This window comes from Persicimonas caeni (assembly GCF_006517175.1).
GTDB lineage: Bacteria > Myxococcota_A > Bradymonadia > Bradymonadales > Bradymonadaceae > Persicimonas > Persicimonas caeni.
Map to the genome: position 1 here is coordinate 6,817,090 of NZ_CP041186.1, position 22,693 is coordinate 6,839,782.

Consider the following 22,693-nt stretch of genomic DNA (forward strand, 5'->3'; position numbering starts at 1 on the left):
ACGCACGATACGCGCAGTGAGGCGAGCTGTCCACGATGCTGCGCGGACGTAAGGGAACCAGGTTCCCCGACGAGGCGGAGCGTAGCGCGCTTTGAGCGAGGCGTCGGATCATTCAACGGTTCATTCGAAGGTTACGTCCACGCCGAGGTTGAGGCCGTAGGTGTCGGCGTCTTCTTCACCGTCGGTCAACACCGAGCGGGTCATGCCGACCATCGGCGAGATGGTCGAGCCGCCGGCCTCGATCGGCACCTTGACTCCGCCGGCGAATGTCGCTCCCCAGGTTCGTTGAGCAGTCATGATGTTGGTGCCCAGACCCTCTCTTTCGGAGCTGACGTCGATCGGTTGGGCGTTGATGGGCTCGCTTACAAAGCCGTCGACCGAGGCAAATGGAACGACATACGGGTTCTCGTAGGCCACAACCAGGCCGACATCCGGTGAGATATGCTGACCACCGTCAGAGGTGCCGCCGCCCACGCCGTAAATCAACGCCACGTGGTCGCCGAGCAACTCGGGCGCCCACTTTCCGCCGACCCGCGCGCTCCAGATGGTCGGATCGAGGTCAGCCGCAGCGTCGGAGTCGTCAATCGTCATGAAGTTGGCGTCGACGCCTACCTCGGAGTGTTCGGTAACGCCGTGGCGGACCTTCAAGGTCGCACTCGCCGCGGCCAGCCCGAAGATTTCACCTTCCGATCTGACCGACACGCCGCCGGTGGTTCTGTCCTCGGCGACAGGTTTGGAAGACTCCAGCGGCGCGATGCGTGCCGGCGGCGAGTAGACGTGTGCGTGGCTGCATCCGACGAGCGCGCTCGCGATGGCAAAAAGACAGGTCGTAATGATGAGCTTCTGCATGGCAACTCCCTTGTAGGTAGCAGGTACAAACAACCATTGTGACTCGCCAGTCACTCCTTGCAGGGGCCGTACCAAGCCTCAAAAAAGGCCGTAGAGAGGCAACGTGGTATCTCGCGTAGGTGTGTGGGAGATGGAAGGCGCCGCCGGTGGATAGGGAATGCTCCGGAGGTGGAGGGGCGTCCCCTCCAAATGGTGCGTGTCCGGTCTCATGAAACCTCGTAAGGGAACCAGGTTCCCCGACGAGGCGGGTTCCCCGACGAGGCGCATTCTATGCGGGTGTGCGAGCGTTTGACTCGTTTTTCGGCGCAGTCACGCGAGCGCCCGCTCAAAGTAGTCCATGTAGCCGTGCTGCTCGAAGCCTTGGGCGGCCACGATGGGAGCCGAGGTCTCCCGCCGGGCGTAGAGTCCCAGTCGCTCAATACCGCGCCGTCTTGCCGCGGTGGCCCGGGCTGCCAACATGGCGGTGTAGACGCCGTGGCCGCGATGCGCCTCGAGCACGCCGCCCGCCCAGATGAGCCCGAAGCTCAATGCGTCGAAGAAGGTGAGTCCGCAGGCGCCGGCGGGCTCGTCGTTTCGGTAGGCCACGAAGCGCGCGACTCGGCGCCCCGGTCCCGTACAGTCGTCGACCTCGCGGGCGAGGTCCTCGTCGGAAAGCTCGGGGGCGCGGCCGAAGACAGCGTCACGGATGGCGTAGAGCGTTCGCAGATCGTCGACCGACGCGACCGGGCGCACTTCGATGCCGTGCGCCGCCTTCCGGCCGTAAGCCTCGGTCCCGATACCGTACGCGAAGTGCCGGTGCCCGGGTTCGTATCCTGCACGGACGAGCGCAGCTCGAAGCTCCGGGGCGTCGCTCATCGGGTTGATGTGCCACCGGCTCGCGCCTCCCTGGTGGGCGCCCACTACCTCGTCGACCAACGCCTCGACTGGCTCGAGCGACGGACGCACGCGCATCACGCGGTTGTAGCCGACGGTGGGCTGGGGTGAATGCGAGTATTTGATCGCCTCGCGCTCGACGACGGTGACGTGCGGCGGCACCCAAAAACAGTCGGCGGTGGCGGCCTCGAGCGTCTTGTCTAGGCTGGATGGTTTCATGCTCAAAAACGTGTGTGTACTGTTGGCCGTAAGGGAACCAGGTTCCCCGACGAGGCGCGGACCTGCAAGGCCTGCGCGGTACCAACACATTCGGAGCGACGCGCAGCGGTAATGTTACATAAGATGTCTTATCGTCGCGAGCACCGCAGATGTTCACGATGCTGCGCGATTGCAATCAACGCTCGTCAGGCGAGTCGGCGGGCTCGGAGGCTGGCTCGTCGGCCGACTCCAGCACCGGGTACTCTTGGTCGATCGCGCCCGGGGGCACCTCGACTTCGCGCTGCTCCGACTCGTCGGGCTCGACGACACCTTGGGGCGTGTCGATGGGCCCGCCGCCCATCGGACCGGTGCGCTCGGCGGGGGACTCCTCTTCGAAGAATTCGGACTGGACCGAATCGCCGTCTTCGCCGGTGCCGAAGACGGTCCAGGTGGCGAAGGCCAGCAGGACAACGAGCACGCCGATGATCACGGCGGTCACGGGATTGAGGTACTTGCGCATTGTCGGTCTCCGTTTGCGGGTACGTCTCGTGGACTGCGGTGTAAACGTAGACACGAGCCCGGGGGAGGCGGTGCGGGTGGAGGCGCGTCGCCGCCACGTGGTTGCAGTTCGCAGGTGCGACGCCTACACTCCGGTGTACTGTTTCTTAACGACACTGGGGAAGACTATGAATGTAATGCGAAAGATCGCCGGACCCGTTTTGTTGTGCACGCTCGTGCCCGCCATCCTGGTGGGATGTGACAAAGGTAACGACGCCGCTGGTGGCTCGGATGACTCGAGTGACGAGGAGAACGTCGTCACCTTCGAGGTCACCGGAGAGTTCGACACGAGCCTGGGCGTGCCGTCGCCGTACATCTCACACAGCAAGAGCAAGAAGAACGAGCGAAACAAGTGTCGAGTCAATGCCGTCGTGGACGGCTTCGAGATGACGCTGATTTACCCGGTCGGCCTGAAGGAGGGCGACGAGGTAAAGATTGTGGGCGACTACGAGTCCAAGTACCGCGATCGCATGGACGTGGTCCAGGCCGACCTCACCTACGACCCGTCGAATATGGTCGAGCCCAAAGGTTTCGAGGGCTCCTACAACCAAGATGCATCGGGGACCTTCACGGTCACCGAAGTCGGCGACAAGACCCTCTCCGCCGAATGGGAGTTCGACGCGACCAACAAGAAGGACGACAAGTCGGCAAAGGTGCACGTCTCGGGAGAGTACGACGAGCTGCCCCGCTGTGAAGTGGATGCCGGGTAGGTTGGACTCTCGGAGGGGAACCAGGTTCCCCGACGAGGCGCATTCTGTGCGGGTTTGCGGGCATTGAGGTCCCGAAAGATCGCCCCGCGAGCCGTCCCCAGGGACCCCGGGTCCTGTGGCGTGGAACCCGGCCGAGACGCCGAAGGACCCTGGGTCCTTTGTCACGAGACGTGACCGTCACGAAAGAGGACCCCCGGTCCTCGAGAACGTGACTCGGCCTCGGTGCAAAGGACCTCGGGTCCTTTTTCGCGGCGGTCGGACGTCGCGCCGAAGGATGCAGGGTCCTTGTCGGCGGCGGTCGAGCGCTGCCTGAAAGGATGCAGGGTCCTCGATCGCGCGAGTCGAGCGACGCGCGGAAGGACCCCGGGTTCTCTTTCGCGACGGTGGGGCGTCGCCTGAAAGGACGCAGGGTCCTTTGGCGTGACACTCGACCTTGGTGCAGAAGGACCGTGGGTCCTCGAGCGCGACGTCGAGCGCAGCGCGCGAGCATGCAGGGTCGGTCGACATGGCGGTCGAGTGGCGAGGACGAGGACTCGGGGTTGTTGGGGGCGGCGGTCGGGTTGGAAAACAGAGGACCCGAGGGCGTCGAGCGCGACGCTCGGTCGTGAGCGAAGGGATGCCGGGTGGTTCGGGGCGGGGCGCAGACGCGACGACGCCGACCGCATCCCGGGGCGGTCGGCGTCGTGGTCAGACCAAAGACACCCGGTGGTCAGGCTTCGACCGGCTCGGGGTCGGTGGCCGGGGAGGGCTCGTCGATATCGTCGCCGCTTCGGGGCTCGACGACCTCACCGGTGCCCGGATCGACCTCCGGGGTGTTGCCGCGCCGACGCACGTAGGTGGCGATACGCTCTTGCTGGTCTTGGACCTGGGCGAGCAGCGCGCTCATCACCTCGGGCTGGTCGGCGTAGTCGGCGAGGATGGTCGCCAGCACGCGCGCGAAGCCATCACGCGCGGCGTCTTCGGCGGCTTCGACGTCGTCGAACTCCACCACGTCTCGCCGGCGCACGTCGAGTTGGGCGCCGAAGCGCGAGTTGAGCGTCTCGAGCTGGTCGACGAGCACGTTCAGCCCGCACGCGGCGACATGCTCGGCATACTCGCCGCGCAGCCGGCCGAGCATCTCGTCGACCGCAGCGTGCTGCTCCTCGTACTTGATGCTGGTAAAGGGGCGCACGCCATTGGCAAAGAAGTCCTGACGAAGCTCGCGGGCCTTGGTGCGCTGGTCGCTGTCGACCGGGCTTCGCACCAGGACGCCCAGGTTGTAGTTGACGCCCGACAGGGTGCTGTCGATGGCGTTGTCGGTCTCGGCGGCCCCGCCACGCGATTGGGTGGTGGTGCGGTCTTGAGACAGCCATTTGGTGCGCAGCGAGCGCGCGTGGTGGCACTTGTCAATCGCCGCGGCCACACGCGTCTCCAGGGGCGCGTTGGGCTGCGACAGCGTGGCGAGCTGGCGCTCGATGTCGTTCAGACAAAAGAGCAAGCTCCCCACGCCCATCTGATACAGGTCGAAAAAGCCGCGTATACGCATCTTAGTCTCCTCACAATTGGGTCGAGCAGTGACCTCCCAGGCGAGGTCACGGACACATGGCGACTGCGGCAACAGCCAAAACCCGTACTGCGTCCAACCGGGGGCTCGAGCCGGCGAGGCCGACTCAGCCGGGAGGTGCCATCCCCCTCCCGCTACAATTGCCAGAATAGGGTGATGATGCCAGAGGAGGGGCGCGAAGGGAAGGGGCGCTCGCGTTTGTCCATTCCGCCCCACGTGTGTACGGTCAGTGCAGGTCATTCATAAACGTTCTCAACAAGGGTGGCGACATGAGCTCCGACATCGGAAGAAACGATCCTTGCCCCTGCGGAAGTGGGCGCAAATACAAGAAATGTTGCCTGAGAAAGCAAAAAGTGGCCAGCGGGAGGGTGGCGCCGCGCAGGCCCACGCCGGCCATCGAGGTGTCGCCGCGTGGTTGGGCGGAGCTGCAACGGCGGCTTCCTGACGACGTCGACACCCTCGCCGGGGCGACAGCGGCGCTCGGCGACGCGGGGCCCGACATCCACAACTGGGTGTGGGACATGCTCACGATGTGGCGCAGGCAATCGGGTTCGAGCGCCGAGGCGGCCTCCCTGGGGGCGAGCTTCGCCGAAGAGATCGTGGCGCGCTTTTCTGCAGAAGACGACGCGTTCCGCCGGTCGGTCGAGGCCGAACGCGCCTTTTTGTTGGGGCGAGCCGGTCGCACAGACGAGGCCGAGGCGATCTGCCGGCGGCATATCGACGCGCACCCCGAAGAAGCCCGCGCCTACTGCACGTTGGCCGACGTGCTTCTCGACGCCGAGCCCGCCGAGCCAGCTCGGGCGCTCGAGGTTTTGGAGGAGGCGGCTGCGCGCCCCGTTTCGGATGCGCAGAGTTGGGATCTCGCGCGTCGGATCGAAGAAGCCCGAGAGATGCTGCGCACCCAAGAGATGCGCGCCTCGGAGCACTATGTCGAGTGGGACCAGTTCTGGGAGGCTTTCGACGACGCCGGCCTCGACCAGAAGTTCGAGATGGCCCGCGAGCGGATTGACAACGCCCCGGACTTCGACGCCGAATGGGCGTTTGCGTTGATGGTCGAGGGGCTCGGGGCGCCGTGTCAGGAGGAAGGTCGACGGAAGGAGTGGCTCGAGACCTTGGCGCGGCTTCGAGCTCGGCGGCCCGAGGTTGCAAAGCAGGAGTCTGGGTCTCTCGGGTCGATGGCGGTCGAGTTCGCCCTGGCAGGACACCGCGAGTACCTCGACGAGGCGCTGGCGTTGATGTTCGAGGAGCCGGCCAGCGCGCCGGATTTAGTCTTGCGGGAGTTCGAGCTACTTGCCTACGCCGGCGAAACAGGGCTGTTGGACTGGTTGAGTGAAAAGTGGCCCGAGTACCGAGAGGGCGAGAACTTGATGCCGCACGCCTATACCGAGTGGGCCAGTTGGGCGGCACTGGCGCAGCTGGCCGCCTGGGCCGAAGAGGACATCGACAGGGCGCACACCCTGCAGGAGCTGCGCGATGTGCTCGGCGATATGTGGGAGGAGCTCGACCCCGGGCGAGTCGAGCGGTACGTGACCGAGTTTGTGGGTGCCGAGCCGGCGCGCTTCGACGCGGCTTCAGCCGCAGAGTTCGACGACGCAGACCGAGTCATCGAATCGGTCACGTTCGCGTTCGGCCGCGACTTGGTCGATGCTCAAGGCTGGCATCCCTTCAAGGCCTTGCTTGCGGTTCAGCATTTGAGCGCGTTTCTCGAGCACAACGCCCGGTGTGAGGACCCGTTCCAAGATGCGTACGCCACCAAACAGGCAATGCAATCGAAGGCGATGCGTCGCCAACTCAAAGCGCTGCGAGAAGAGTGGCGCGAGGGGCCCCGGTTCGCGCCGCATCCCGATCTAGCGGAGGGCTTCGCCGAGGCCGTCTACGACGAGGGCATGTTCGGGGCCCCCTACTCGGCGGCGGCGTTCTTCGAGGCCGTGGTGCGGCTGACTCCCTGGCTGGCGCAGCGCGGCTTCATCGAGCGTGGCGAGTTGGTCGAGGCGATCCAAGGGCACTTTGGGCAGCGAATCAACGACGTGGGCGCCAAGTACGTGCGCGCGACTGGCCGTCATCCGCTGCTGGTGCGAGGGTTCGCGGATGCGGCGGATGCGTTGGATAGAGCTTATGGCGCTAATCGCAGATGACGTGATGTCAGGCGGATGGCCGAGCGGGTTGGGTGATGATGAGCCGGTAGCGCCATCGCGGCGGTCGTAAGGGAGCCCGTCGTAAGGGAACCAGGTTCCCCGGCGAGGCGCATTCTGTGCGGGTGAGCGACGGATCGGGTGGCGGGCTAGTAGGTGATGCGTACCCCGACGGTGCCGCCGTCGAGCGTGGGCGTGGGGGCGCCGAAGATGTCGAGGTCGGGTGGGCTCGGCTCGGGCGGCTCGTCGGTCCACTCGTAGCCGATGGTCGCCCCGCCGACGGCCATCACGGCGGCTGCGCCCACGGCGGCGAGTTTGGTGTTGGTGGAGGGGTCGTCGACGAGTGAGGTGACCAGCCACACGGTTCCTCCGCCGGCGACGGCGCCCACCAGAAATCCGCCCAAAGTCCCCTGCGGGGTCCCGTTGCCCTCGAGCCAGTTCCCGCCGTAGTAGGTGCCGAGGACCGTGCCGGTCGACATCATCAGCAGAGGGATGATCTCGGCAAAGGACGGAACCTGGCCGTCGCGGGGCTGCGCGGCCACCGTGCCGCCCATGGTCATGACGCCCCCCACGATCGCGCCGCCGACAAGGCCCAGCGTGCCGAAGCCGACCTCCGACAAGATGCGCAGGCCGTCGGCGGGGCGGGTCGGCGCGTCGGCCGTCGTGTCGGGCTGCTCGGCCCAGCCGGGGGAGGCCGTCAGGAGCGTGAGCAGAAGGATTGTGGTCGTTGCGGTTCTCATCGGACTTCCGTGCTGTCGGGCGGCACCGGCTCGGGCCGCCACCATCTCGGGGACGGCGGGCGAGGCTGTGTTGTGCTGCGTTTGCGTTGTCCCTCATGGTAGGCGAGAAACGTCGATGATTGAAGGCAGCAGGCGCGTGGGGCAGCGGGAGCAAACGGTCCATCGAAGCCGAGTGGAGACGAAGACGATGCACGATTGGGATATCACCTTCGAACAAGCCAAGCAGATCCAGCAAGAACTGCGCGACAAGGTGCGCGAGGCGCCGCTGCCCGGGCCGGTGCGCTTGGTCGCCGGGGCGGATGCGTCGTTTTCGAAGGGCTCGGACGACATGTTTGCCGCCATCGTGGTGCTCGACGCCAAGACGCTCGAGGTGGTCGACGTGGGGCGGGCCGAGTGTCGCGCGCTCTTTCCGTACGTGCCGGGTTACCTGTCGTTTCGCGAGGCGCCGGCGTTGCTGCAGGCCTGGGAAGAGCTCGACGTCGAACCCGACCTGCTCGTCTGCGACGCCCAGGGCCGAGCCCACCCGCGCAAGTTCGGGCTGGCGTGCCACATGGGCGTACTCCTCGACATTCCTACCATCGGCTCGGCCAAGAATCTGCTGTGCGGCGAGCATCGCGATCCGGCGCCTGACAAGGGCTCGTACCGAAGCATCTACGATCGGGAGGGCGAGGTCATCGGGTCGGTGTTGCGTACTCGCGCCGAGGTCAATCCGGTCTATGTGTCGGTCGGCCACAAGATCACGCTGCCGGCCGCCCGCCGCCAGATCATGCGGTTCAGCCCCAAGTATCGGATCCCCGAGCCGATCCGACACGCCCATAACGAGGTCAACCGGATGCGCCGGGCTGCGTTGGAATGAGGTGCGGGTTTGGGGTTGTATGACTTCGTGGAGGTGTGGGTTGCTGGGAGATTGCGTAGAGGAGGCACTGCCGGTGCGTGGCGCTGCCCCCGGCCGGCCTCCGCCGGCCGGCCCCCGCGCGAAGCAGCGGGGGCCTATATGGTCGGCCTATCAAAAGTGGTTCAGAGGCGAACCTACAACAATGTACCTCTGTTGCTAGAGCAACCATAAATCCCCCCGTTGCTTCGCACGGGGGGCAGGCGATCGGCGGCTCGTGTTGCGGACGAGATGCATTGGCCAAGCGAAACTCGCCGAACAGGACATGAAGCGCTTGACGGGGGGAGCATCGTGGCACCTAGATGTCCCGCGTCTCGTCGTACGCTTCGGCGATCTTCAGCAGGGCGTCGAAAAGCTTCTCGCTTCGAAATGTGCGTTCGATGTCGCGCACAACTTCCGGTTCCTCGTGGTCCCACGCAACCGACATGTCTTCGTAGTAGGGGTGGGCGGTCTCCAGCTTATCGAGCATCTGGCTCGTCACCAGCACAATCGGTTGGCCAAGGTTGGCCATCAAGAATGCCTCGACAGCGCTTAATGTCACCTCTCGTGCGGGGCCAGACGTGGCGTCTTGACTCGCGCTTGATGGCGAGTCGGACTCAAAGGCGTCGGAGTGTGGCCCATACACGGCTCCACCAAACACAACGGACTCACCGTCGTCGCTACGCACGGCTTTCCCGCAGTGGATGTATTGCTTGGTCACGAGGTTGAGAAGGTGAAGGTGCATGGTTGCTACCGCTCGATTAGGGGGAGCGTTCCTTTCGTAAATACTGAGCGGAGAATAGCGATTGCCTTCGGCTAGAACAACGGGTCAAAAGGGGACGAGGCTCTCCGAGGTCGCAAGGGAACCAAGTTCCCCGATGAGCTGGGAGGTTGCGAGCAGTAGGCATTGCCGATTCGCGGCGATGCCCCCCGGCGGAGGCCGCCGGGGGGCATCGCCACGCACCGGCAGTGCCTTCTCTACGCAATCTCCCAGCAACCCACACCTCCACCAAGTCAACCGTTCGGGCCCGCCGTACGTGTGTGGCGGTCGAGGGGCATCCACGCAAGGCGACGTTAGAGACGTCGCTGCGCCGCAGAGCGCCGCGCCCCGACCTGGTTGTAAGATGTGCGGGATGGTGAGAACCAGGTTCCCCGACGAGGCGCATTCTATGCGGGTGAGCGGCGGCTTGTAGTGGCTTGTTGGGGCGCCCTTGCAGGGGAGCGGCTCCTTCTATTAGGGGCGCCTGCACGGCGGCGCGGCCATTATGGAATCGTGTCGATGTAGCTCATGTGGTCGATGAGGCGACTCCCTAATGGTCTTAGCCCTTAATAGCTGGCGCTGCTGGTCTGCATGGCTTTCGCTCCTCGCAAGCCAAACCGGACTCGTAAGGGAGCCAGGTTCCCCGACGAGGCGGGAGGTTACGAGCAGTAGGCATTGCCGATTCGCGGCGATGCCCCCCGGCGGCCTTCGCCGCCTGCCCCCCGTGCGAAGCCACGGGGGGCTTTATGGTCGCTCTAGCAGCAGTGGTGCATTGTTGTAGGTTCGCCTCTGAACCACTTTTGATAGGCCGACCATATAGGCCCCCGCTGCTTCGCGCGGGGGCCGGCCGGCGGAGGCCGGCCGGGGGCATCGCCACGCACCGGCAGTGCCTTCTCTACGCAATCTCCCAGCAACCCACACCTCCACCAAGTCAACCGTTCAGGCCCGCCGTACGTGTGTGGCGGTCGAGGGGCATCCACGCAAGGCGATGTTAGAGACGTCGCTGCGCCGCAGAGCACCGCGCCCCGACCTGGTTGTAAGATGTGCGGGATGGTGAGAGCCAGGTTCCCCGACGAGGCGGGTTCCCGACGAGAGGCATTTCACCAAGCGATTGACTAGATGAGCAAAGCGTCGCCCGCTTGGTGCCTGAGCGGGCATGGTAGATAGTTATTTGGTTTTCTCACATACCCAAAGCGTCACGTACATCCTGACGGTCCAACATCTCGACACACCAGCGAAAGTGGCCATCCGTTCCGTCGGGCGCGTAGGCGTTGCTCGTAAGGAGGGCGTACACCGCGCGGTAAGCCAGAAGCGTGTCGCGGTCGTAGCCGAATGCTCGTTGCATGGTCGTGGTTAGCTGCTCGTCGAGTTCGCGCGCACAAGGGCCCCACATCTCGAAGATGGCGCTTGTGATGCTCGCGTCGAAAGCTGGATCTCCCACCGTCGACAAGAAGCCGAAATCGAGCACGGACACGGGCTCAATGTCGTCATTGACCAGGATGTTGGCGGGGCACAAGTCTCCGTGGATTACGCTCATTGTCGCGTTGTCGCGCGACTCGAGAAAGCTGTGCGTGGCTTCGAGGAGGGCGTCGAGTTTAGACACTTCGCGCTCGAGTTGAGTTGCAAAACGCGCGACCCGTCGGCGTAGCAGACCTCCGATACTGTCGCTCCAGCGGTCACTTCCTTCCCAGAACGACTCAGTCTCATCGAGCACGAAGACCTGGCGAAACTCGGAAGCTTCGCCGATGGATAGAAACGTCGAGAGTACCTCCACGAGGGCATCGACGGCTTGTGGCTTGGGCCGCTTCGCCGTGGAGACAAGGTGTTGGTCGAGAGGGGTTCCCGGTAAGAAGTCTTCGGTGGTAATCGCGACGCCGTCGACAGTGTCGATTCGGTGAATCTTCGGGGTACGCAGTGAGTGGTTCGCACGCGAGAGCCGGTCGTAGTATGCGGCGAGCGGCCGGAGGGTGTCGGCCCCTCGATGGAACCACACCTTTGCTACGAGCTCGCCTGGAACGAGCGAGTAGACGGCTCCCTCCATACCTGCGGCGAGTCGGGTAGCGTCAGGGTAACCTCGTGCTCGAAAGTATTCGAGCCACTGTTTTTCGGCGGAAGCGGCCTTCTTGTCTCTCATTGGAAGTGATCGCGAAAGTGTTCGAGGTCATTGCATAACGACTCGATGTTGCCGGCGTCGGCCAAGGTGACAAATGGTTCTCGGTCGTCGGCGGCGAGTTCGGGCATCTCGCCAATTCGTCGTCGGTAAAAGGGTTCGACGTGCCGTAGCACCTTATCGGCCGACACCTGTCCATAGCCGCGACAAAGCGCTGCCACTCGCGCTCGAACCATTTCCCTGCTTATATCTCCGTCGAGCATCCCTCGATTCTCTCGCAGAGGGCCGAGCTCGAACGCCACTTCGGCAACGTCATCTAGCGGGTCGCCGAATCTCGCCATGTCCCAGTCGATGACGCCGGAGAATTCGCCGTCGTCGACGATCATGTTCCAGGGGCCGAGGTCGCCGTGGGTGACGACGTGCGCGGGTTCGGGGGCGGTGGGACCCCAGGCGAAGCTGACGCCGTCGGTCAGCTGGAAATCTGCCGTCGACTCGTGAACCTGCCGAAGCCAACGCCCGACCTGCTCCATCCACTCCGAGGACTGCACCGCCTCTGGCCATGGGCGGAGAACGGCCTGGCCGTGCAGATGCGTCAGTATCTCGCTACTGCCGTCGATGGCGACGAAACGAGGCACGCCCGCGACTTCACGCTGCTCGAGATGGTCGAGCAACTGATGGACCGCCTGGCTCCAGGGCCTCAGCGGGCGCCTTATATGCGCGCCGTCGGTCCAGACTTCGGTCAGGGTGCCTTCGCCCAGGCGGGTCCATGAGGAGGAGTTGTTGTTGCGATTCGTTCCTCGGCCGAGGCGCTCGAAGCAGGCGAATAGTAGCGACGTTCGGTAAGGGAGCCTATCAGGCTTGCCATACTCGTCGTCGACGGCGTCGAAGAAGCCGCTTTTGACGAAGTCACGGCCGCGCTCGTCGAGCGCTGCGAAGTTGTACATCAGCGACAGGCTCTCCCACACCTGCTCGGTGTCTGCATCGAGCTCGAGGGTGAGCGACTGGGGCGGAGTGCGTGCTTCGAATCCAGTCTTGCGACCAAAGAGCGACAGGAGTCCTTCTTCAGTGCGCGTCCGGTTGTCGCCAAGCCTCGGGCAAGCACCGCCGAACTGAGCCACGGCGTCTTTCATGAGACACTTGAATGTCCTGCCAATCCCAGCTGGCCAGGAGCCGTCACTGACAATCAGGCCAACAACGCCTCCTGGACGTAACACACGGCCAATCTCGGCGACGACCTCTTCGACCTCCTCCATGAGCATCAGCGACATGTGGCACAACACGACGTCGATCGATGCGTCGGCCAACGGCAGCTCTTGAGCTCGCGCGTTCAGTAGCTCCGGCTCACAGAGAGCAAGACGCGCTCGAGCTGCCTCGAGTTCAGCGTCGCTGACGTCGACTCCGATGAGTCGAGCGTCCGGAAGCTGTTCGTGCACGAGCTCGAGTAGAAACCCATCGCCGCAGGCCAGGTCGAGAACGGTCGCGCCTCGTTCGGCCGAGGTCGCGACGGAGCACAACATCTCATAGCTCGACCGGCCTGATTCGGTGCGTCCGCGGGCGAGGGTCTTGGTTGTGGCGCCGGCGTGGCGTTGGTGAAAGGTCTGGAGGAGTCTTTGGCCGGGGGAGAGGGCACTTGTCATGGGAATTCCATCTTCATCTGAGAACGCGGTTTTATCTGAGAACGCGGTCAATGCCTCCTGCGCGATGGGCGTCAGTTGCGTTCCCGGCAACTGGTCGAGCGGTAGCCACACCGCGTGGGAGACATCCTCATTGTCGACGACCACGGCCGGTTCGACAGCGTCGGGCGACGAGGCTCGATAGATTAGCGCCACGTGGAGGAGTTCTTCTGGCTGTGGTCGGTCGAGGAGATGACAACATTGGATAACCGTCGTCGTCAGCGGTTGCGGTGCGTCCAGGCGAAGCCCGGTCTCTTCTTGCACCTCTCGAAAGAGAGCCTCGACCGGACTTTCGTTCGTTTCGAGTCCGCCGCCCGGGAGATCCCAGCAGCCACGGTACGGCCCGCGCTGTTTGCGCACGAGCAAGACGGCGTCGTTCTCGACGAGCAGGGCGTACGCTCCCACGTGGCGATGCCTTACATCAATTTTCGTCATGCCTCTGCCCGTAGCGACGTCGACTCACGCTCGAAATAGTCCAAGTACCCGTGCCGCTCGAACCCCTGTGCGGCCACAATCGGAGCGGACGTCTCCTCCCTAGCGTAAAGCCCGAGCCACTCGATGCCGCGCTGTTTTGCTGCGCGGGCTCGGGCGGCCAGCAAGGCGGTGTAGACGCCGTGGCCACGGTGCGCCTCGAGCACGCCGCCCGCCCAGACGAGCCCAAAGCTCAATTCGTCGAAGAACGTCAGCCCGCATGCGCCGGCGAGTTCACCCTTTCGGTATGCTAGGAAACGGGCGACGCGGCGCTCCGGGCCGGTGCAGGCGTCGACCTCGCGGGCGAGGTCTTCGTTCGAGAGGTCGGGGTTGCGCCCGAAGACGTCGGCGCGGATTTCGTAGAGCGCACGCAGATCGTCGACCGACGCGACCTGATGCACCTCGATATCCGACGCGGGCTTGCGGTCGTAGGCGTCTGTGCGGATGCCGTAGGCGAAGTGTCGGTGCCCCGGGGCGTATCCGGCGTCGGTGAGCGCACGCCGGAGCCTCGGGTTGTCACCCATTGGGTTAATATGCCATCGGCTCGAGCCGCCTTCGTGGGCGTCCAGTACCTCTTCGAGTAGAACTTCGGGAGGTTCGACGTTGGGCCGCACGCGCACCACGCGGTTGTAGCCGACCGATGGCTGTGGCGAATGGGTGTATTTGATCGCTTCGCGCTCCACGACCTGCACATGCGGCGGCACCCAGAAGCAGTCGGCGGTGGCCGTCTCGAGGATGTTGTCGAGGGGTGTTGGCTTCATGATGTCTGACCTTTTTTCCAATCTTTGCTCTTCAACTCCATGCGCAGCTTGGCGTAGGAAACGTCGTCGATCACGACCGCGTCTTCGAGTACCTCGGCGGTCTCGAAGCCGAGGCTCTCGAAGAGGGCGACGGCGACGTCGTTGTCGGCGCGAACGACCAGCCAGACGTGTTTCAGCTTCATTTCGTCGAAGCCGTAGTCGAGCATCAACTCCATGGCCTCTCGACCGAGGCCGCGACCCCGCGCCTTGGCTTCTCCGAGGACAATCGAAAGCTCGGCCGACTCCCCGTCGACGACATCACGGTAGCTCGCCGAGCCGATGGTCACTCCGTCGAGAAGTTCAATGCTTACGTCGAAGACCGGACGGTTCGAGTCGGTGACCATTTCGAGATAGTCACGGATATCCTCGATGGGAAGCTCATCTTTTCCGGCGAGCGGGAGATAGCGGGTGACCTGCGGGTCGGCGAACCACTTGTGGCGAAGTGGTGCGTCCTCCATGAGCGGTTTTCGGAGCCGAAGGTGAGCGCCAGTGCTGTAGATGTGGTCTGAAGGGGCGTCGCATTCCATATCATCTACCGTTAGATCTAGCAGCAACTCGGGCTCGACCCGCTTGCCGAGCGTATCGCGCTGGATTGCCCGGTGCTCGAGGTCGATGGGAAGGGTCGACTCGGCATAGACTCGTCGGGCCTGTTCGAGATCTTCGGCCTCGATCGCGTATACCAAAACATAGCCGTCGTCGTCTTCCAGCAGCCAGGCCTTCTCCGAGCGCACACCTTCTTGCTCGAAGGACGCGAAGATCTCCTCGCGGCGGTCCTTCAACTCGCGCATCCAAGTGCGAAGCTTGTCGACTTTACCCGGTTTAACTCGTTTGAATGATATTTGGAGCATGTCTCCTCCGAAACACAATGCGCCAGCCCGTTCGTCGGAGGAGCTACCATGAACGCGAAAAGCCCCGTCCGACGAATCGGGCGGGGCGCGTAACCTTGTTTAGCTGACCGACGAAATCAGCACGCACACCCGCTCGTATCACTGTGTTCGCGACACATCGTACAGCCGGCGTTGGGGGATGCTGCGTTCATGGCGTACACTCGTTGAACGTCGGTCAGGTTGTTGTTAGCTACCAGACGTGCAGAGGCTGCGCAACTTCAACCGGCCAGCGAATCCCTTGCATAGCCAGCGTCGGTGGAGCGATCACCGCTTTCTGGTGCACGACGACGAGGTGGCGTGGCGTTCGGCTTGTTCTCGAACTTCCAAGGAGCAGTGAGATGGCGGATGACATGTATGGGCGAAGGGCGTGGCTCTACGACCTGATCTATGATGGCAAAGACTACGCCTCGGAGGTCGAAAGGCTTCGCCAGATACTCTCCGACCATGGAGTCGAATCCGGCGCCTCAGTGCTCGAGGCCGCCTGTGGAACGGGAAATTACCTCGAGCATCTCGTCAATTTCTACGACTCGAGCGGCTTTGACATCAGCGCCGACATGCTCGCACTAGCTCGTCATAAGGTGGCGGAGGTCGAGCTGTTCGAAGCCGACATGTTCGCCTTCACGCCAAAGAAGACTTATGACGCGGTGTTGTGTCTCTTCTCGTCGCTGAGCTACGCCGACAGTCTCGCCCAACTCGAACGAGCCGCACGGAACTTCTATGAGGCGCTTCGCCCGGGCGGGGTCCTGGTCGTCGAGCCCTGGATCGGACCGGGCGACGCCGAGCCAGGGCGGCCGTTCATGAAGACCTACCAAGACGACGATATCAAGGTGTGCAGACAATTCGTCAGCAAAGAGGAGGGGCGAAGGGCCACGCTCGATTTCCACTGGCTGGTCGCCGAGCGTGGAGAAGACGTCGAATACTTCACTACACAACTAGTGGCATATCTATATTCGGCGACCGAATACCGCCAAGCGCTCGAAGACGCGGGGTTCGAGGTCGTCTACGACAGCAATGGGGTGAGCGGGCGAGGTCTGTTTGTTGCACGGCGGTAGAGCGAACGCGGCGTTGGCTGGCGGAGGGCTGACGACGTCGCCGAGTAGCTCGACAGCGACGTTCAGCTGAAGATAGCAGATCTACCCAAGCCACTTGATCATCTGCAAACACGGATTGCCCTCGTCCCACAACGTCGCAAACTCCTGGAGTGGCTTGAAGCCGACGCCGCGATAGAAGCGGCGAGTGCGAGCGTACTCGGGGGAGTCGTGCGCGTCGCTGAGCGTCTTGATCTGCAAGAACTCGACGCCTTGGGCGCGAAGATAGGACTCGGCACGCTCGAGCAGGGCGCGGCCGACGCCGCGGCGGTGGTGCGACGGCGCGACTGCCATCACCACGATTTCGGCGGCGGCATCGCTATGTCGCTCGAGGCTCGCAAAGCCGACGGTGGCGCCGTCGGTGCGGGCCACGAAGGTGGGCAATTCGGCGATCTGCTCGACATACTCGACGATTGCCTCCTCGATGCCGAACCAGGCTGGCAGGTCGCGGAGGAGGTGCTCGCATGCAGCGACGTGTTGGGTGCCTTGGGCGAGTGTGATGTCTAGGTGCTCGGACATAGGCAAGGTTGCGGTCATCCATGGTTTCCCAGATGCGTTCACCGGGGCTTCGCTGCGCCAACCGCCCGGCGCAGCTCGCGCTTGCGTCGGTCGTCGATGTCCCGCCAGTCGCGGTCGGTCACTGCGCCTTCGAGCGCCCACAGCAGGTTGAGCGATACCTTCGGGTGGACCATGCGTACGCGCCGAAAGCACTCGGCGGCCCCCAGGTCGCGGACCTCTTGGAGGTCGAGGAGTCCGGCATCGGCGAGCATTTCGGCGGAGCGAGGGCCGAGGTTTCGTGCGTCGGCGAGGTTCATGAGTTGTTCCTGTGGTCGGCGGCGGGGAGCATCTCGAAATCCTCGAAGTCGAACCCGGGTACAACCAAGCAGCCGACCAACGAGTAACCCGCTGGGCCCTCGGTGGGCGTAGCCGTCTGCCACCATCCGGCGGGCACCAATGCTTGGAGTTGGCCCTGCGGCGGCGGGCCGACCAGCCGCTCTTCGAACTCCCCGTCGGAGTCGGCGCACAGCTCGAGTCGCAACGGGTCGCCGAGTTGATGCAGCCAAAGCTCGTCGGAGCGGACGCGATGCAGTGCGGAAACCTCGCCGGCCGGCAATAGGTAGATGATGCTCGTGCCCGCGTTTCGCAGCCCGGGATGGCCGGGGAGGGCGCTCGACGGTAGTGTGAGCTCCGAGCGCCACGTCTCTTTGAAGAAGCCTCCCTCGGGATGCGCTTCGAGCTGCAGGTGGTCTACGAGTTGGTCGATGGTCGGTGGCTTTGTCATGTCCGGGATGATCGGGGGGTTACGTGATGTGTGTCAATATTTGGGATGATGCCCGGGAACCAGGTTCCCCGACGAGGCCCACGCTATGCGGGTGTGCGTCGAGTTCGCGCCGGTCGAAAGGTGTTGCATTCAGGCGCTTTCGATGAGCACCTGATTCGCCGCCATGAGTTGGTCGAAGACCGACCAGTAGGTGGCCTCGTCGGGCAGGGCGTGCGTGTCGAATCGTCGCCAGGTGAGGCACGAGCGCTCGTAGTCGCGCGCCAGTGGGGTGGACGCGGCGAGGTCGACGTCTTGGCCGATGGTGAACACGTGGTCGAGGTGCTCGGTGAGGGTGTCGACCGTCGATGCGCGGCGGCTGGCGAGCAGATCGGTTGCTTCTTTGCCGTGCTCGCGGCGCAGGCGTTGCGTACCCCAGCAGATCGCGACCACGAGCGCGCTGCCGTCGGCCGCGAACATGGTGGTCACATAGCGCCCATCCTGAGCGGTGTCGGTCTCCTGCGGGTCGAGTACGGCCAGCCAGGGCACATTCGCCCAGGTCGCCCCGATTCCGGTGGACGCGCGGACGAGGTAGTCTTTCGCCAGGGGTTGCACATGCGCCTCATGCGCCTGACGAATGGCCCCCATGATTTCGAAGATCACGTGCTGCTTGTGCCGCGGTCCGTAGCGCGCCAGCGGATACTGGTCGAGCATCTGCCCGAATAGGGTGTCGAGCGATTCTTTGGACATCTGTGGCCCTGTTTGCGAGCGCAGGTGCTCATCTCGTGCAGGCTCTCAAGCTGCGTCTCTATCCGTCGCATGCGCCTTGCTTCTTCCCGTTGCTGCTCTTGGCGGCGCGCGGCGAGGAGTCGCCGCGCGCCAACTGGGGTGAGGACCAGGGGTCAGGGACGGAAGTCGTCGGCGAGCTTGGCGATCACCGAGTTCAACTTCAGCTTCGCCATTCCCAATCCATTATCGTTCTCCAAGACGAGCACCGTGTGGTAGTGCGCCTTGCCGGGGGCCGATTTCAGGGGGTCGTCTCCCTCGTTGAGGCAGCGCACCAAAATATGGGCTTCTTCGGCCATGACATGGACCAACTGGCCGCGGCCCGCGCCCATGTCCAAGCTGGCCTTCTGGGCGTTCAGAAGCACGTTGTTCGCCAACACGCCCATTGTCTTGAGCTTGTCCTTGTAGCCATCACCGGCGAGCATCGCCAGCGACTCACCATTGGGGGTGAAAATGCCGACTCCGGCAAAACCTTCGAGGTCGGCGAGTTCTTTGAGGGTGTCACGTACAGACATGTTCGACTCCGTTACAGATGCAGATTTGGCAGTAGACTTCTTCTTGCTCGTCTTGTTGCTGTTGTCGTTGCTTTTAGTGTTGTCGTTGCTTTTGCTGTCTTGCGTGCGTGTTGCTCCGTTGGTGGGCGGTGGTGGCGGTGGAGGGACTTTGAGCCCCAGATCGAATTCGACGTCCGACTCCTCGTCGGCCAGCTCAGCGCCGCGCTCGTCGTGGAGGCGATACGCGTCCATGAGCAGGGGGCCTAGCTTGGTGTCGATGGTGCGTTTCTTCTTGCGAAGCACGCTATCCACGGCGATATCGGGGTCCTCCCAGGTCACGATCTTCGAGGCGGCTTCCTCGCCGTCCATTCCGCTGGTCTCGGCGTTGATCAACTCCCCTTTGAGAAAGTAGAGCAGGCCAATCTGGTCGCCCGATTGCACCTGCAGCGTGCAGGTCTTCTTCTCCATCTCGATGAGCTGGAGAAACGTGGGCAACGCGATTCCCTGCAGGCGTCCTCGCGAGCCGGCATCGAGCTGGTCGAAGATCCGACCGACCAGGTGGTCGAACTCGATGGGCTTGTCGAGAAACTGACTGATCCCCAGCTCGGACAGCTTGCGGGCGATCTTTCGTGAGCCGAAGGCGGTCATCACGAGGACCGGAAGCCGGGGAAACTCTTTGTTGAGATGCTCGACCAGCTTGAACCCGTTGACCCGCGGCATCTTCAGATCCGTGACCACCAGGTCGACCGGCGTCTCTTCGAGCACGTCGATGGCCTCGCGGCCGTCGAAGGCAGTCAACACCTGAAAGTCTTGGGAGTACGCCTCGAGGCCATCGGCTATACTCTTCAGAAACGACTCTTCGTCATCGACAATTAGGACATTCTTCATGTGGTAACTCGACGTCTATAGCTCCGACACTCCCGTGTCAGCGCCTCTTCCATGTTGCTCATTGGCTACGTGCGAGTTCCATGCCAGCCTCGAACAGGCGTCCGAATAAGGACGATTTTTATCCATACTGGTAAGTAGAGGCACTGCGATGCGTCTTCGCAGTGGAGATGGGAGCAACTCGAGGGAAGCGAAGTCTTTTGCCGATACGTGAACTCTCGAAATCAGCTTTAGGCGAAAAACCTGCGGGCAGGCTCGAGAATGTGAAATATTTTCCTCACCTGTCGCCACCGAGGACCGGCGTCGACACGAAACCCGGGCGATTGAAGATGGGCGCGATCCGCCGTCGTAAGGGAAGGGGGTTCCCCGACGAAGCCCATTCCATGCGGGTGCGCGAGAGATTGGGGGCGCCGAGGTGCGGGTTTGGATGGGATGTTTTATTGCCTTCGGTGGCGGCCATGCAGGAGTCGTGGCGCCGTCCGAAGGTAGCGCTCGCAAAAGGCGCAAGCACAACCCTCGGCTACAGGGCCTCGCGAAAAACGCTCGGCTCGGCGCGGACGGCGCGCCTTGCTCATTGGCCTTCGTCGCTGTCTTCGCGCTCCGCGTTTTTTTGCATCTCGAGCGTCTCCCGTAGCACTGGAATGCGTGCGCGGTCCTTAGGCAGTGAGGATTCCTCTTTGAGTTCGACGTACTTCGCCAGCGACAGCACGTGGAGCCGGTGCCCGTCGAACTCGACGTCGATGGAGTCGCCAAGGAGTTGCTCGTAGGTCAGGCCATGTTCGATGGTGCCGAGCAGGTCGAGGGGACCGTAAATCGTGGTCAGGAGTTGATGACCGGTTGAGGCGAGGTGCTCGCGGGTTGGCTCGAGTCGCTTGCCGGGGGGGCCGCGGAACTGGGCGTCGAGAGCGTCGAGTGCCTCGACCAGCGCGTCGATATTTTCCTCGGTGCGCTGGTGGACGATATCAACATCGACGGTCATCACCGGTGCGCCCTGCAGTACAGCGGACAGTGCGCCGACCAAGATGAAGTCGACGTCGTGGTCGAGAAGCACGCGAAGAATCTGTTGGAAATCAGTCCGAATTGATCCGCTCCTTCATCTGCCGAACCGCGTTGACCTGTTGCTGGATAGCCAGCAGGCGCTCGGTCGGGGAGAGCGAGAGCATCCAGCGAATCAGGCTGCGGTCCACGCCAGAGTCGGCATACTCGTCCGACGGAGCGGAGGATTGCTCGGGGGCGTCAGCAGGGCCTTGCTCGGAATGCTTAGGCATAGGCGTGTTCTCTTCGCTAGAGGACACGTTCATCTTACGCGCCGTGCGCTCCATGGTCCACCAACGTGGAGCTTGTTTGTGGTTTGAGTCCGAAGGTAGCGCTCGGCGCGGCGTGGACTGCGCGCCTTGGTCGACGCGATGGCGGTCGTCGCTTCGATGGCGGCCCGACCGGTTTTTTTGTTTTTGAGAAAACCGCGGAATGCAAAGGGGGAAAGGGGACCGAGCCTCGGCGAGTTGGTTTGCTGCAGATTCGGATGCCGGTTCCCGCAGGCGTGGCAGCGCCACGTCGAGGACAACCGGCGCCGAAGATGCACAAACCAGCCGGCGAGGGCGACGGGAGCTTTCCCCCTTTGCGTTCCGCAAAGTACCCCCACCGGGATTCGAACCCGGACTGGACGGATTTTAAGTCCGCTGCCTCTGCCAGTTGGGCTATGGGGGCTTGTTTGGTGCTCATTTGTCGCACCTGAAACATGCCGGTGCGCACATTATTTCGGCGCCCGGCCGGTTGTGCAAGTGTCTCGCGTGGTGCACATCCATGGCGCAGTTGCCCCTGCGTAGCATGTGGCGTGTGGTTGCGGAAGGGGCGATCTGACAGAGCGGGCTTGAAAAATCGGGGCGGTTGCTCGTTAATTAAACGCAGTGTTGGAAAGACCTTGCGGGCGAGCCGGGTGTGCGGAGATTGGCACGCGGTGACGTCTGCTTCATGAATATTGCGCAACGGAGACAAAGGTGAGCAACGGAAACGACTGGAATGGCGGCAACAACGACTGGGGGCAGTCTTCGAATCAGCCCGCGGGTGGGCCGGAGCAGAACCAGCAGATGGTCCATCAAGGTGGAGGAACCGACGGCGGCAGTTATGGCGCCGGCGGCTCCGGATTCGAGCCGCCGGGAGGCGGGCCGCCGCTCGACGCGGTGACCGAAGGGTGGGGTGGCGGCCATGAGGTGACCCTCGACGAGGTCGTCGACCGGCTCAAGCTGGTGGCGAACCGGGCGATGGGGCCGGTGCTCAAGGCCTGGCTGGCCGTGGGCGCGGTGATCCTCGTGTTCAATATGCTCGACGCGTTTTTGGGGATCATCAATTACTTCGTCGACAGCGTGGCGGTGAGCGGGGCGATCGGGATCGTCTCGATGATCCTCGGCATTGTCGCCTTGGTCGTGTCGATCGCCGCCGGCGCGCTGCAGTTCGCCATGTTCAAGCCGCTGCATCGGGTCGTCTTCGAGGGCGAGCACGTCTACAGCGGGCCGATGGACGTGATCAACGAGGCCAAGGGGCCGTTCGTTGCGATCGTCATCCTCACCGTCGCGATCACGTTTCTGTTCGGCCTGGGCGCCGCCTGCTGCTTGGTGCCCGGTCTGTTCATCGCGTTCGTCTTCAGCCAGGCGCCGTATATTGCGGCGACCCAGGACGTCGACCCGATGGAGGCGGCCAAGCGCTCGTTCGTGCTCAACAAGACCTACTGGATGCCGGTGCTCATCGCCATCGGAGCGCTCGTCATTATCGGCGCGTTTGCGTCGTGCTTCGTTGGCGCGGGGACGTTCGTGGTCGGGCTGGCGTCGTCGTTTCTCTATCCGTTCAGTCTGGTGATCATCGCCGGGGTCTACTGGCTGTTCACGCAGTTGGCGATGTTCGGGATCTTCTTGGTGCACATGGCGTTGTTCTCGACGCTGGAGACCAAAGAGACGGGGAAAGAGCCCGCTTGAGGCGTGTGATTGTCGGGGCGGCCCTGCTGCCCCGACAA

At 63.3% G+C, this 22,693-nt stretch carries 22 protein-coding genes and 1 tRNA gene; 5 read left to right on the forward strand and 18 right to left on the reverse strand.

Annotation, left to right across the window (positions count from 1 at the left end; all coding sequences use genetic code 11):
• Positions 1–120: 120 nt before the first annotated feature.
• From FIV42_RS25345 to FIV42_RS25355, 3 genes are all read right to left on the reverse strand, one after another.
• Positions 121–849 (reverse strand): hypothetical protein, encoded by a 729-nt coding sequence (locus FIV42_RS25345; RefSeq protein ID WP_141200396.1) that lies wholly within the window; start codon positions 847–849, stop codon positions 121–123.
• Positions 850–1,158: 309 nt separating this feature from the next.
• Positions 1,159–1,941: a GNAT family N-acetyltransferase gene (locus tag FIV42_RS25350; RefSeq protein ID WP_168210940.1), complete on the reverse strand. Its 783-nt coding sequence runs from the start codon at positions 1,939–1,941 to the stop codon at positions 1,159–1,161.
• A 175-nt stretch (positions 1,942–2,116) separates the two neighbouring features.
• The gene (locus FIV42_RS25355) at positions 2,117–2,440 is read right to left on the reverse strand and encodes a hypothetical protein (protein ID WP_141200398.1); all 324 of its coding nucleotides are present in this window, start codon (positions 2,438–2,440) and stop codon (positions 2,117–2,119) included.
• 166 nt (positions 2,441–2,606) lie between these two features.
• Between FIV42_RS25355 and FIV42_RS25360 the strand changes: the two genes are divergently transcribed.
• Positions 2,607–3,188: a hypothetical protein gene (locus FIV42_RS25360; protein ID WP_141200399.1), complete on the forward strand. Its 582-nt coding sequence runs from the start codon at positions 2,607–2,609 to the stop codon at positions 3,186–3,188.
• 709 nt (positions 3,189–3,897) lie between these two features.
• On the opposite strand, the gene FIV42_RS25365 is transcribed toward FIV42_RS25360, so the two are convergent.
• On the reverse strand, positions 3,898–4,713 hold the full coding sequence (locus tag FIV42_RS25365; protein ID WP_141200400.1) for a DUF6261 family protein: 816 nt from the start codon (positions 4,711–4,713) through the stop codon (positions 3,898–3,900).
• Positions 4,714–5,000: 287 nt separating this feature from the next.
• On the opposite strand from FIV42_RS25365, the gene FIV42_RS30415 reads away from it, so the two are divergent.
• Complete coding sequence (locus FIV42_RS30415; RefSeq protein WP_222615320.1) at positions 5,001–6,866, forward strand: SEC-C metal-binding domain-containing protein; 1,866 nt, start codon at positions 5,001–5,003, stop codon at positions 6,864–6,866.
• A gap of 146 nt (positions 6,867–7,012) precedes the next feature.
• Here the strand turns inward: FIV42_RS30415 and FIV42_RS25375 are convergent, their stop codons facing one another.
• The gene (locus FIV42_RS25375) at positions 7,013–7,603 is read right to left on the reverse strand and encodes a hypothetical protein (RefSeq protein WP_141200401.1); all 591 of its coding nucleotides are present in this window, start codon (positions 7,601–7,603) and stop codon (positions 7,013–7,015) included.
• Between the two features lie 187 nt (positions 7,604–7,790).
• Here FIV42_RS25375 and nfi point away from each other — a divergent pair, with 187 nt between their 5' ends.
• Positions 7,791–8,459 (forward strand): deoxyribonuclease V, encoded by a 669-nt coding sequence (nfi, locus tag FIV42_RS25380; protein WP_141200402.1) that lies wholly within the window; start codon positions 7,791–7,793, stop codon positions 8,457–8,459.
• A 334-nt stretch (positions 8,460–8,793) separates the two neighbouring features.
• Here nfi and FIV42_RS25385 read toward each other — a convergent pair whose 3' ends face one another.
• The 5 genes from FIV42_RS25385 to FIV42_RS25405 all read right to left on the reverse strand — a co-directional run bounded on the left by FIV42_RS25385 (position 8,794) and on the right by FIV42_RS25405 (position 15,136).
• Positions 8,794–9,006 carry a hypothetical protein gene (locus FIV42_RS25385; RefSeq protein WP_141200403.1) on the reverse strand — a complete coding sequence of 71 codons (213 nt, stop codon included), beginning with the start codon at positions 9,004–9,006 and terminating at the stop codon, positions 8,794–8,796.
• Positions 9,007–10,414: 1,408 nt separating this feature from the next.
• Positions 10,415–11,368: a phosphotransferase family protein gene (locus FIV42_RS25390; protein ID WP_141200404.1), complete on the reverse strand. Its 954-nt coding sequence runs from the start codon at positions 11,366–11,368 to the stop codon at positions 10,415–10,417.
• Entirely contained in the window at positions 11,365–13,452 is a 2,088-nt protein-coding gene (locus FIV42_RS25395; protein ID WP_141200405.1) for a methyltransferase domain-containing protein, read from the reverse strand. Before FIV42_RS25395 ends, FIV42_RS25390 begins: the two co-directional genes overlap by 4 nt.
• Positions 13,449–14,249 carry a GNAT family N-acetyltransferase gene (locus FIV42_RS25400; protein WP_141200406.1) on the reverse strand — a complete coding sequence of 267 codons (801 nt, stop codon included), beginning with the start codon at positions 14,247–14,249 and terminating at the stop codon, positions 13,449–13,451. Before FIV42_RS25400 ends, FIV42_RS25395 begins: the two co-directional genes overlap by 4 nt.
• Positions 14,246–15,136 (reverse strand): GNAT family N-acetyltransferase, encoded by an 891-nt coding sequence (locus tag FIV42_RS25405; RefSeq protein ID WP_141200407.1) that lies wholly within the window; start codon positions 15,134–15,136, stop codon positions 14,246–14,248. The genes FIV42_RS25400 and FIV42_RS25405 overlap by 4 nt, the downstream gene beginning before the upstream one ends.
• A 377-nt stretch (positions 15,137–15,513) precedes the next feature.
• Here FIV42_RS25405 and FIV42_RS25410 point away from each other — a divergent pair, with 377 nt between their 5' ends.
• Complete coding sequence (locus FIV42_RS25410; protein ID WP_141200408.1) at positions 15,514–16,227, forward strand: class I SAM-dependent DNA methyltransferase; 714 nt, start codon at positions 15,514–15,516, stop codon at positions 16,225–16,227.
• Between the two features lie 81 nt (positions 16,228–16,308).
• Here the strand turns inward: FIV42_RS25410 and FIV42_RS25415 are convergent, their stop codons facing one another.
• From FIV42_RS25415 to FIV42_RS25450, 8 genes are all read right to left on the reverse strand, one after another.
• Positions 16,309–16,800, reverse strand: a complete 492-nt coding sequence (locus FIV42_RS25415; protein WP_141200409.1) for a GNAT family N-acetyltransferase — start codon at positions 16,798–16,800, stop codon at positions 16,309–16,311.
• A gap of 20 nt (positions 16,801–16,820) precedes the next feature.
• Complete coding sequence (locus FIV42_RS25420) at positions 16,821–17,078, reverse strand: TfoX/Sxy family DNA transformation protein (RefSeq protein ID WP_168210942.1); 258 nt, start codon at positions 17,076–17,078, stop codon at positions 16,821–16,823.
• Complete coding sequence (locus FIV42_RS25425; protein WP_141200411.1) at positions 17,075–17,545, reverse strand: cupin domain-containing protein; 471 nt, start codon at positions 17,543–17,545, stop codon at positions 17,075–17,077. The genes FIV42_RS25420 and FIV42_RS25425 overlap by 4 nt, the downstream gene beginning before the upstream one ends.
• A 129-nt stretch (positions 17,546–17,674) precedes the next feature.
• Complete coding sequence (locus tag FIV42_RS25430) at positions 17,675–18,271, reverse strand: MrcB family domain-containing protein (RefSeq protein ID WP_141200412.1); 597 nt, start codon at positions 18,269–18,271, stop codon at positions 17,675–17,677.
• A 152-nt stretch (positions 18,272–18,423) separates the two neighbouring features.
• Positions 18,424–19,689 (reverse strand): response regulator, encoded by a 1,266-nt coding sequence (locus FIV42_RS25435; RefSeq protein WP_141200413.1) that lies wholly within the window; start codon positions 19,687–19,689, stop codon positions 18,424–18,426.
• Positions 19,690–20,257: 568 nt separating this feature from the next.
• A complete protein-coding gene (locus FIV42_RS25440; protein WP_141200414.1) occupies positions 20,258–20,737 on the reverse strand; it encodes a hypothetical protein in 480 nt (159 codons plus the stop codon).
• Between the two features lie 19 nt (positions 20,738–20,756).
• Positions 20,757–20,954, reverse strand: coding sequence for a hypothetical protein (locus FIV42_RS25445; RefSeq protein WP_141200415.1), 198 nt, complete (start codon positions 20,952–20,954; stop codon positions 20,757–20,759).
• A 365-nt stretch (positions 20,955–21,319) separates the two neighbouring features.
• A tRNA-Leu gene (locus tag FIV42_RS25450) sits at positions 21,320–21,393 on the reverse strand.
• A gap of 290 nt (positions 21,394–21,683) precedes the next feature.
• Between FIV42_RS25450 and FIV42_RS25455 the strand changes: the two genes are divergently transcribed.
• On the forward strand, positions 21,684–22,655 hold the full coding sequence (locus tag FIV42_RS25455) for a hypothetical protein (protein WP_141200416.1): 972 nt from the start codon (positions 21,684–21,686) through the stop codon (positions 22,653–22,655).
• Positions 22,656–22,693 lie beyond the last annotated feature (38 nt).

Excerpts from the sequence above, each read along its gene's own strand:
- FIV42_RS25420 (WP_168210942.1), bottom strand. The coding sequence starts at position 17,078 with ATGAACCTCGCCGACGCACGAAACCTCGGCCCTCGCTCCGCCGAAATG.
- FIV42_RS25390 (WP_141200404.1), bottom strand. The coding sequence starts at position 11,368 with ATGAGAGACAAGAAGGCCGCTTCCGCCGAAAAACAGTGGCTCGAATAC.
- FIV42_RS30415 (WP_222615320.1), top strand. The coding sequence starts at position 5,001 with ATGAGCTCCGACATCGGAAGAAACGATCCTTGCCCCTGCGGAAGTGGG.
- FIV42_RS25355 (WP_141200398.1), bottom strand. The coding sequence starts at position 2,440 with ATGCGCAAGTACCTCAATCCCGTGACCGCCGTGATCATCGGCGTGCTC.
- FIV42_RS25375 (WP_141200401.1), bottom strand. The coding sequence starts at position 7,603 with ATGAGAACCGCAACGACCACAATCCTTCTGCTCACGCTCCTGACGGCC.
- FIV42_RS25430 (WP_141200412.1), bottom strand. The coding sequence starts at position 18,271 with ATGTCCAAAGAATCGCTCGACACCCTATTCGGGCAGATGCTCGACCAG.
- nfi (WP_141200402.1), top strand. The coding sequence starts at position 7,791 with ATGCACGATTGGGATATCACCTTCGAACAAGCCAAGCAGATCCAGCAA.
- FIV42_RS25425 (WP_141200411.1), bottom strand. The coding sequence starts at position 17,545 with ATGACAAAGCCACCGACCATCGACCAACTCGTAGACCACCTGCAGCTC.
- FIV42_RS25445 (WP_141200415.1), bottom strand. The coding sequence starts at position 20,954 with ATGCCTAAGCATTCCGAGCAAGGCCCTGCTGACGCCCCCGAGCAATCC.
- FIV42_RS25360 (WP_141200399.1), top strand. The coding sequence starts at position 2,607 with ATGAATGTAATGCGAAAGATCGCCGGACCCGTTTTGTTGTGCACGCTC.
- FIV42_RS25395 (WP_141200405.1), bottom strand. The coding sequence starts at position 13,452 with ATGACGAAAATTGATGTAAGGCATCGCCACGTGGGAGCGTACGCCCTG.
- FIV42_RS25345 (WP_141200396.1), bottom strand. The coding sequence starts at position 849 with ATGCAGAAGCTCATCATTACGACCTGTCTTTTTGCCATCGCGAGCGCG.
- FIV42_RS25435 (WP_141200413.1), bottom strand. The coding sequence starts at position 19,689 with ATGAAGAATGTCCTAATTGTCGATGACGAAGAGTCGTTTCTGAAGAGT.
- FIV42_RS25400 (WP_141200406.1), bottom strand. The coding sequence starts at position 14,249 with ATGAAGCCAACACCCCTCGACAACATCCTCGAGACGGCCACCGCCGAC.
- FIV42_RS25405 (WP_141200407.1), bottom strand. The coding sequence starts at position 15,136 with ATGCTCCAAATATCATTCAAACGAGTTAAACCGGGTAAAGTCGACAAG.
- FIV42_RS25385 (WP_141200403.1), bottom strand. The coding sequence starts at position 9,006 with ATGGCCAACCTTGGCCAACCGATTGTGCTGGTGACGAGCCAGATGCTC.
- FIV42_RS25410 (WP_141200408.1), top strand. The coding sequence starts at position 15,514 with ATGGCGGATGACATGTATGGGCGAAGGGCGTGGCTCTACGACCTGATC.
- FIV42_RS25415 (WP_141200409.1), bottom strand. The coding sequence starts at position 16,800 with ATGACCGCAACCTTGCCTATGTCCGAGCACCTAGACATCACACTCGCC.
- FIV42_RS25350 (WP_168210940.1), bottom strand. The coding sequence starts at position 1,941 with ATGAAACCATCCAGCCTAGACAAGACGCTCGAGGCCGCCACCGCCGAC.
- FIV42_RS25365 (WP_141200400.1), bottom strand. The coding sequence starts at position 4,713 with ATGCGTATACGCGGCTTTTTCGACCTGTATCAGATGGGCGTGGGGAGC.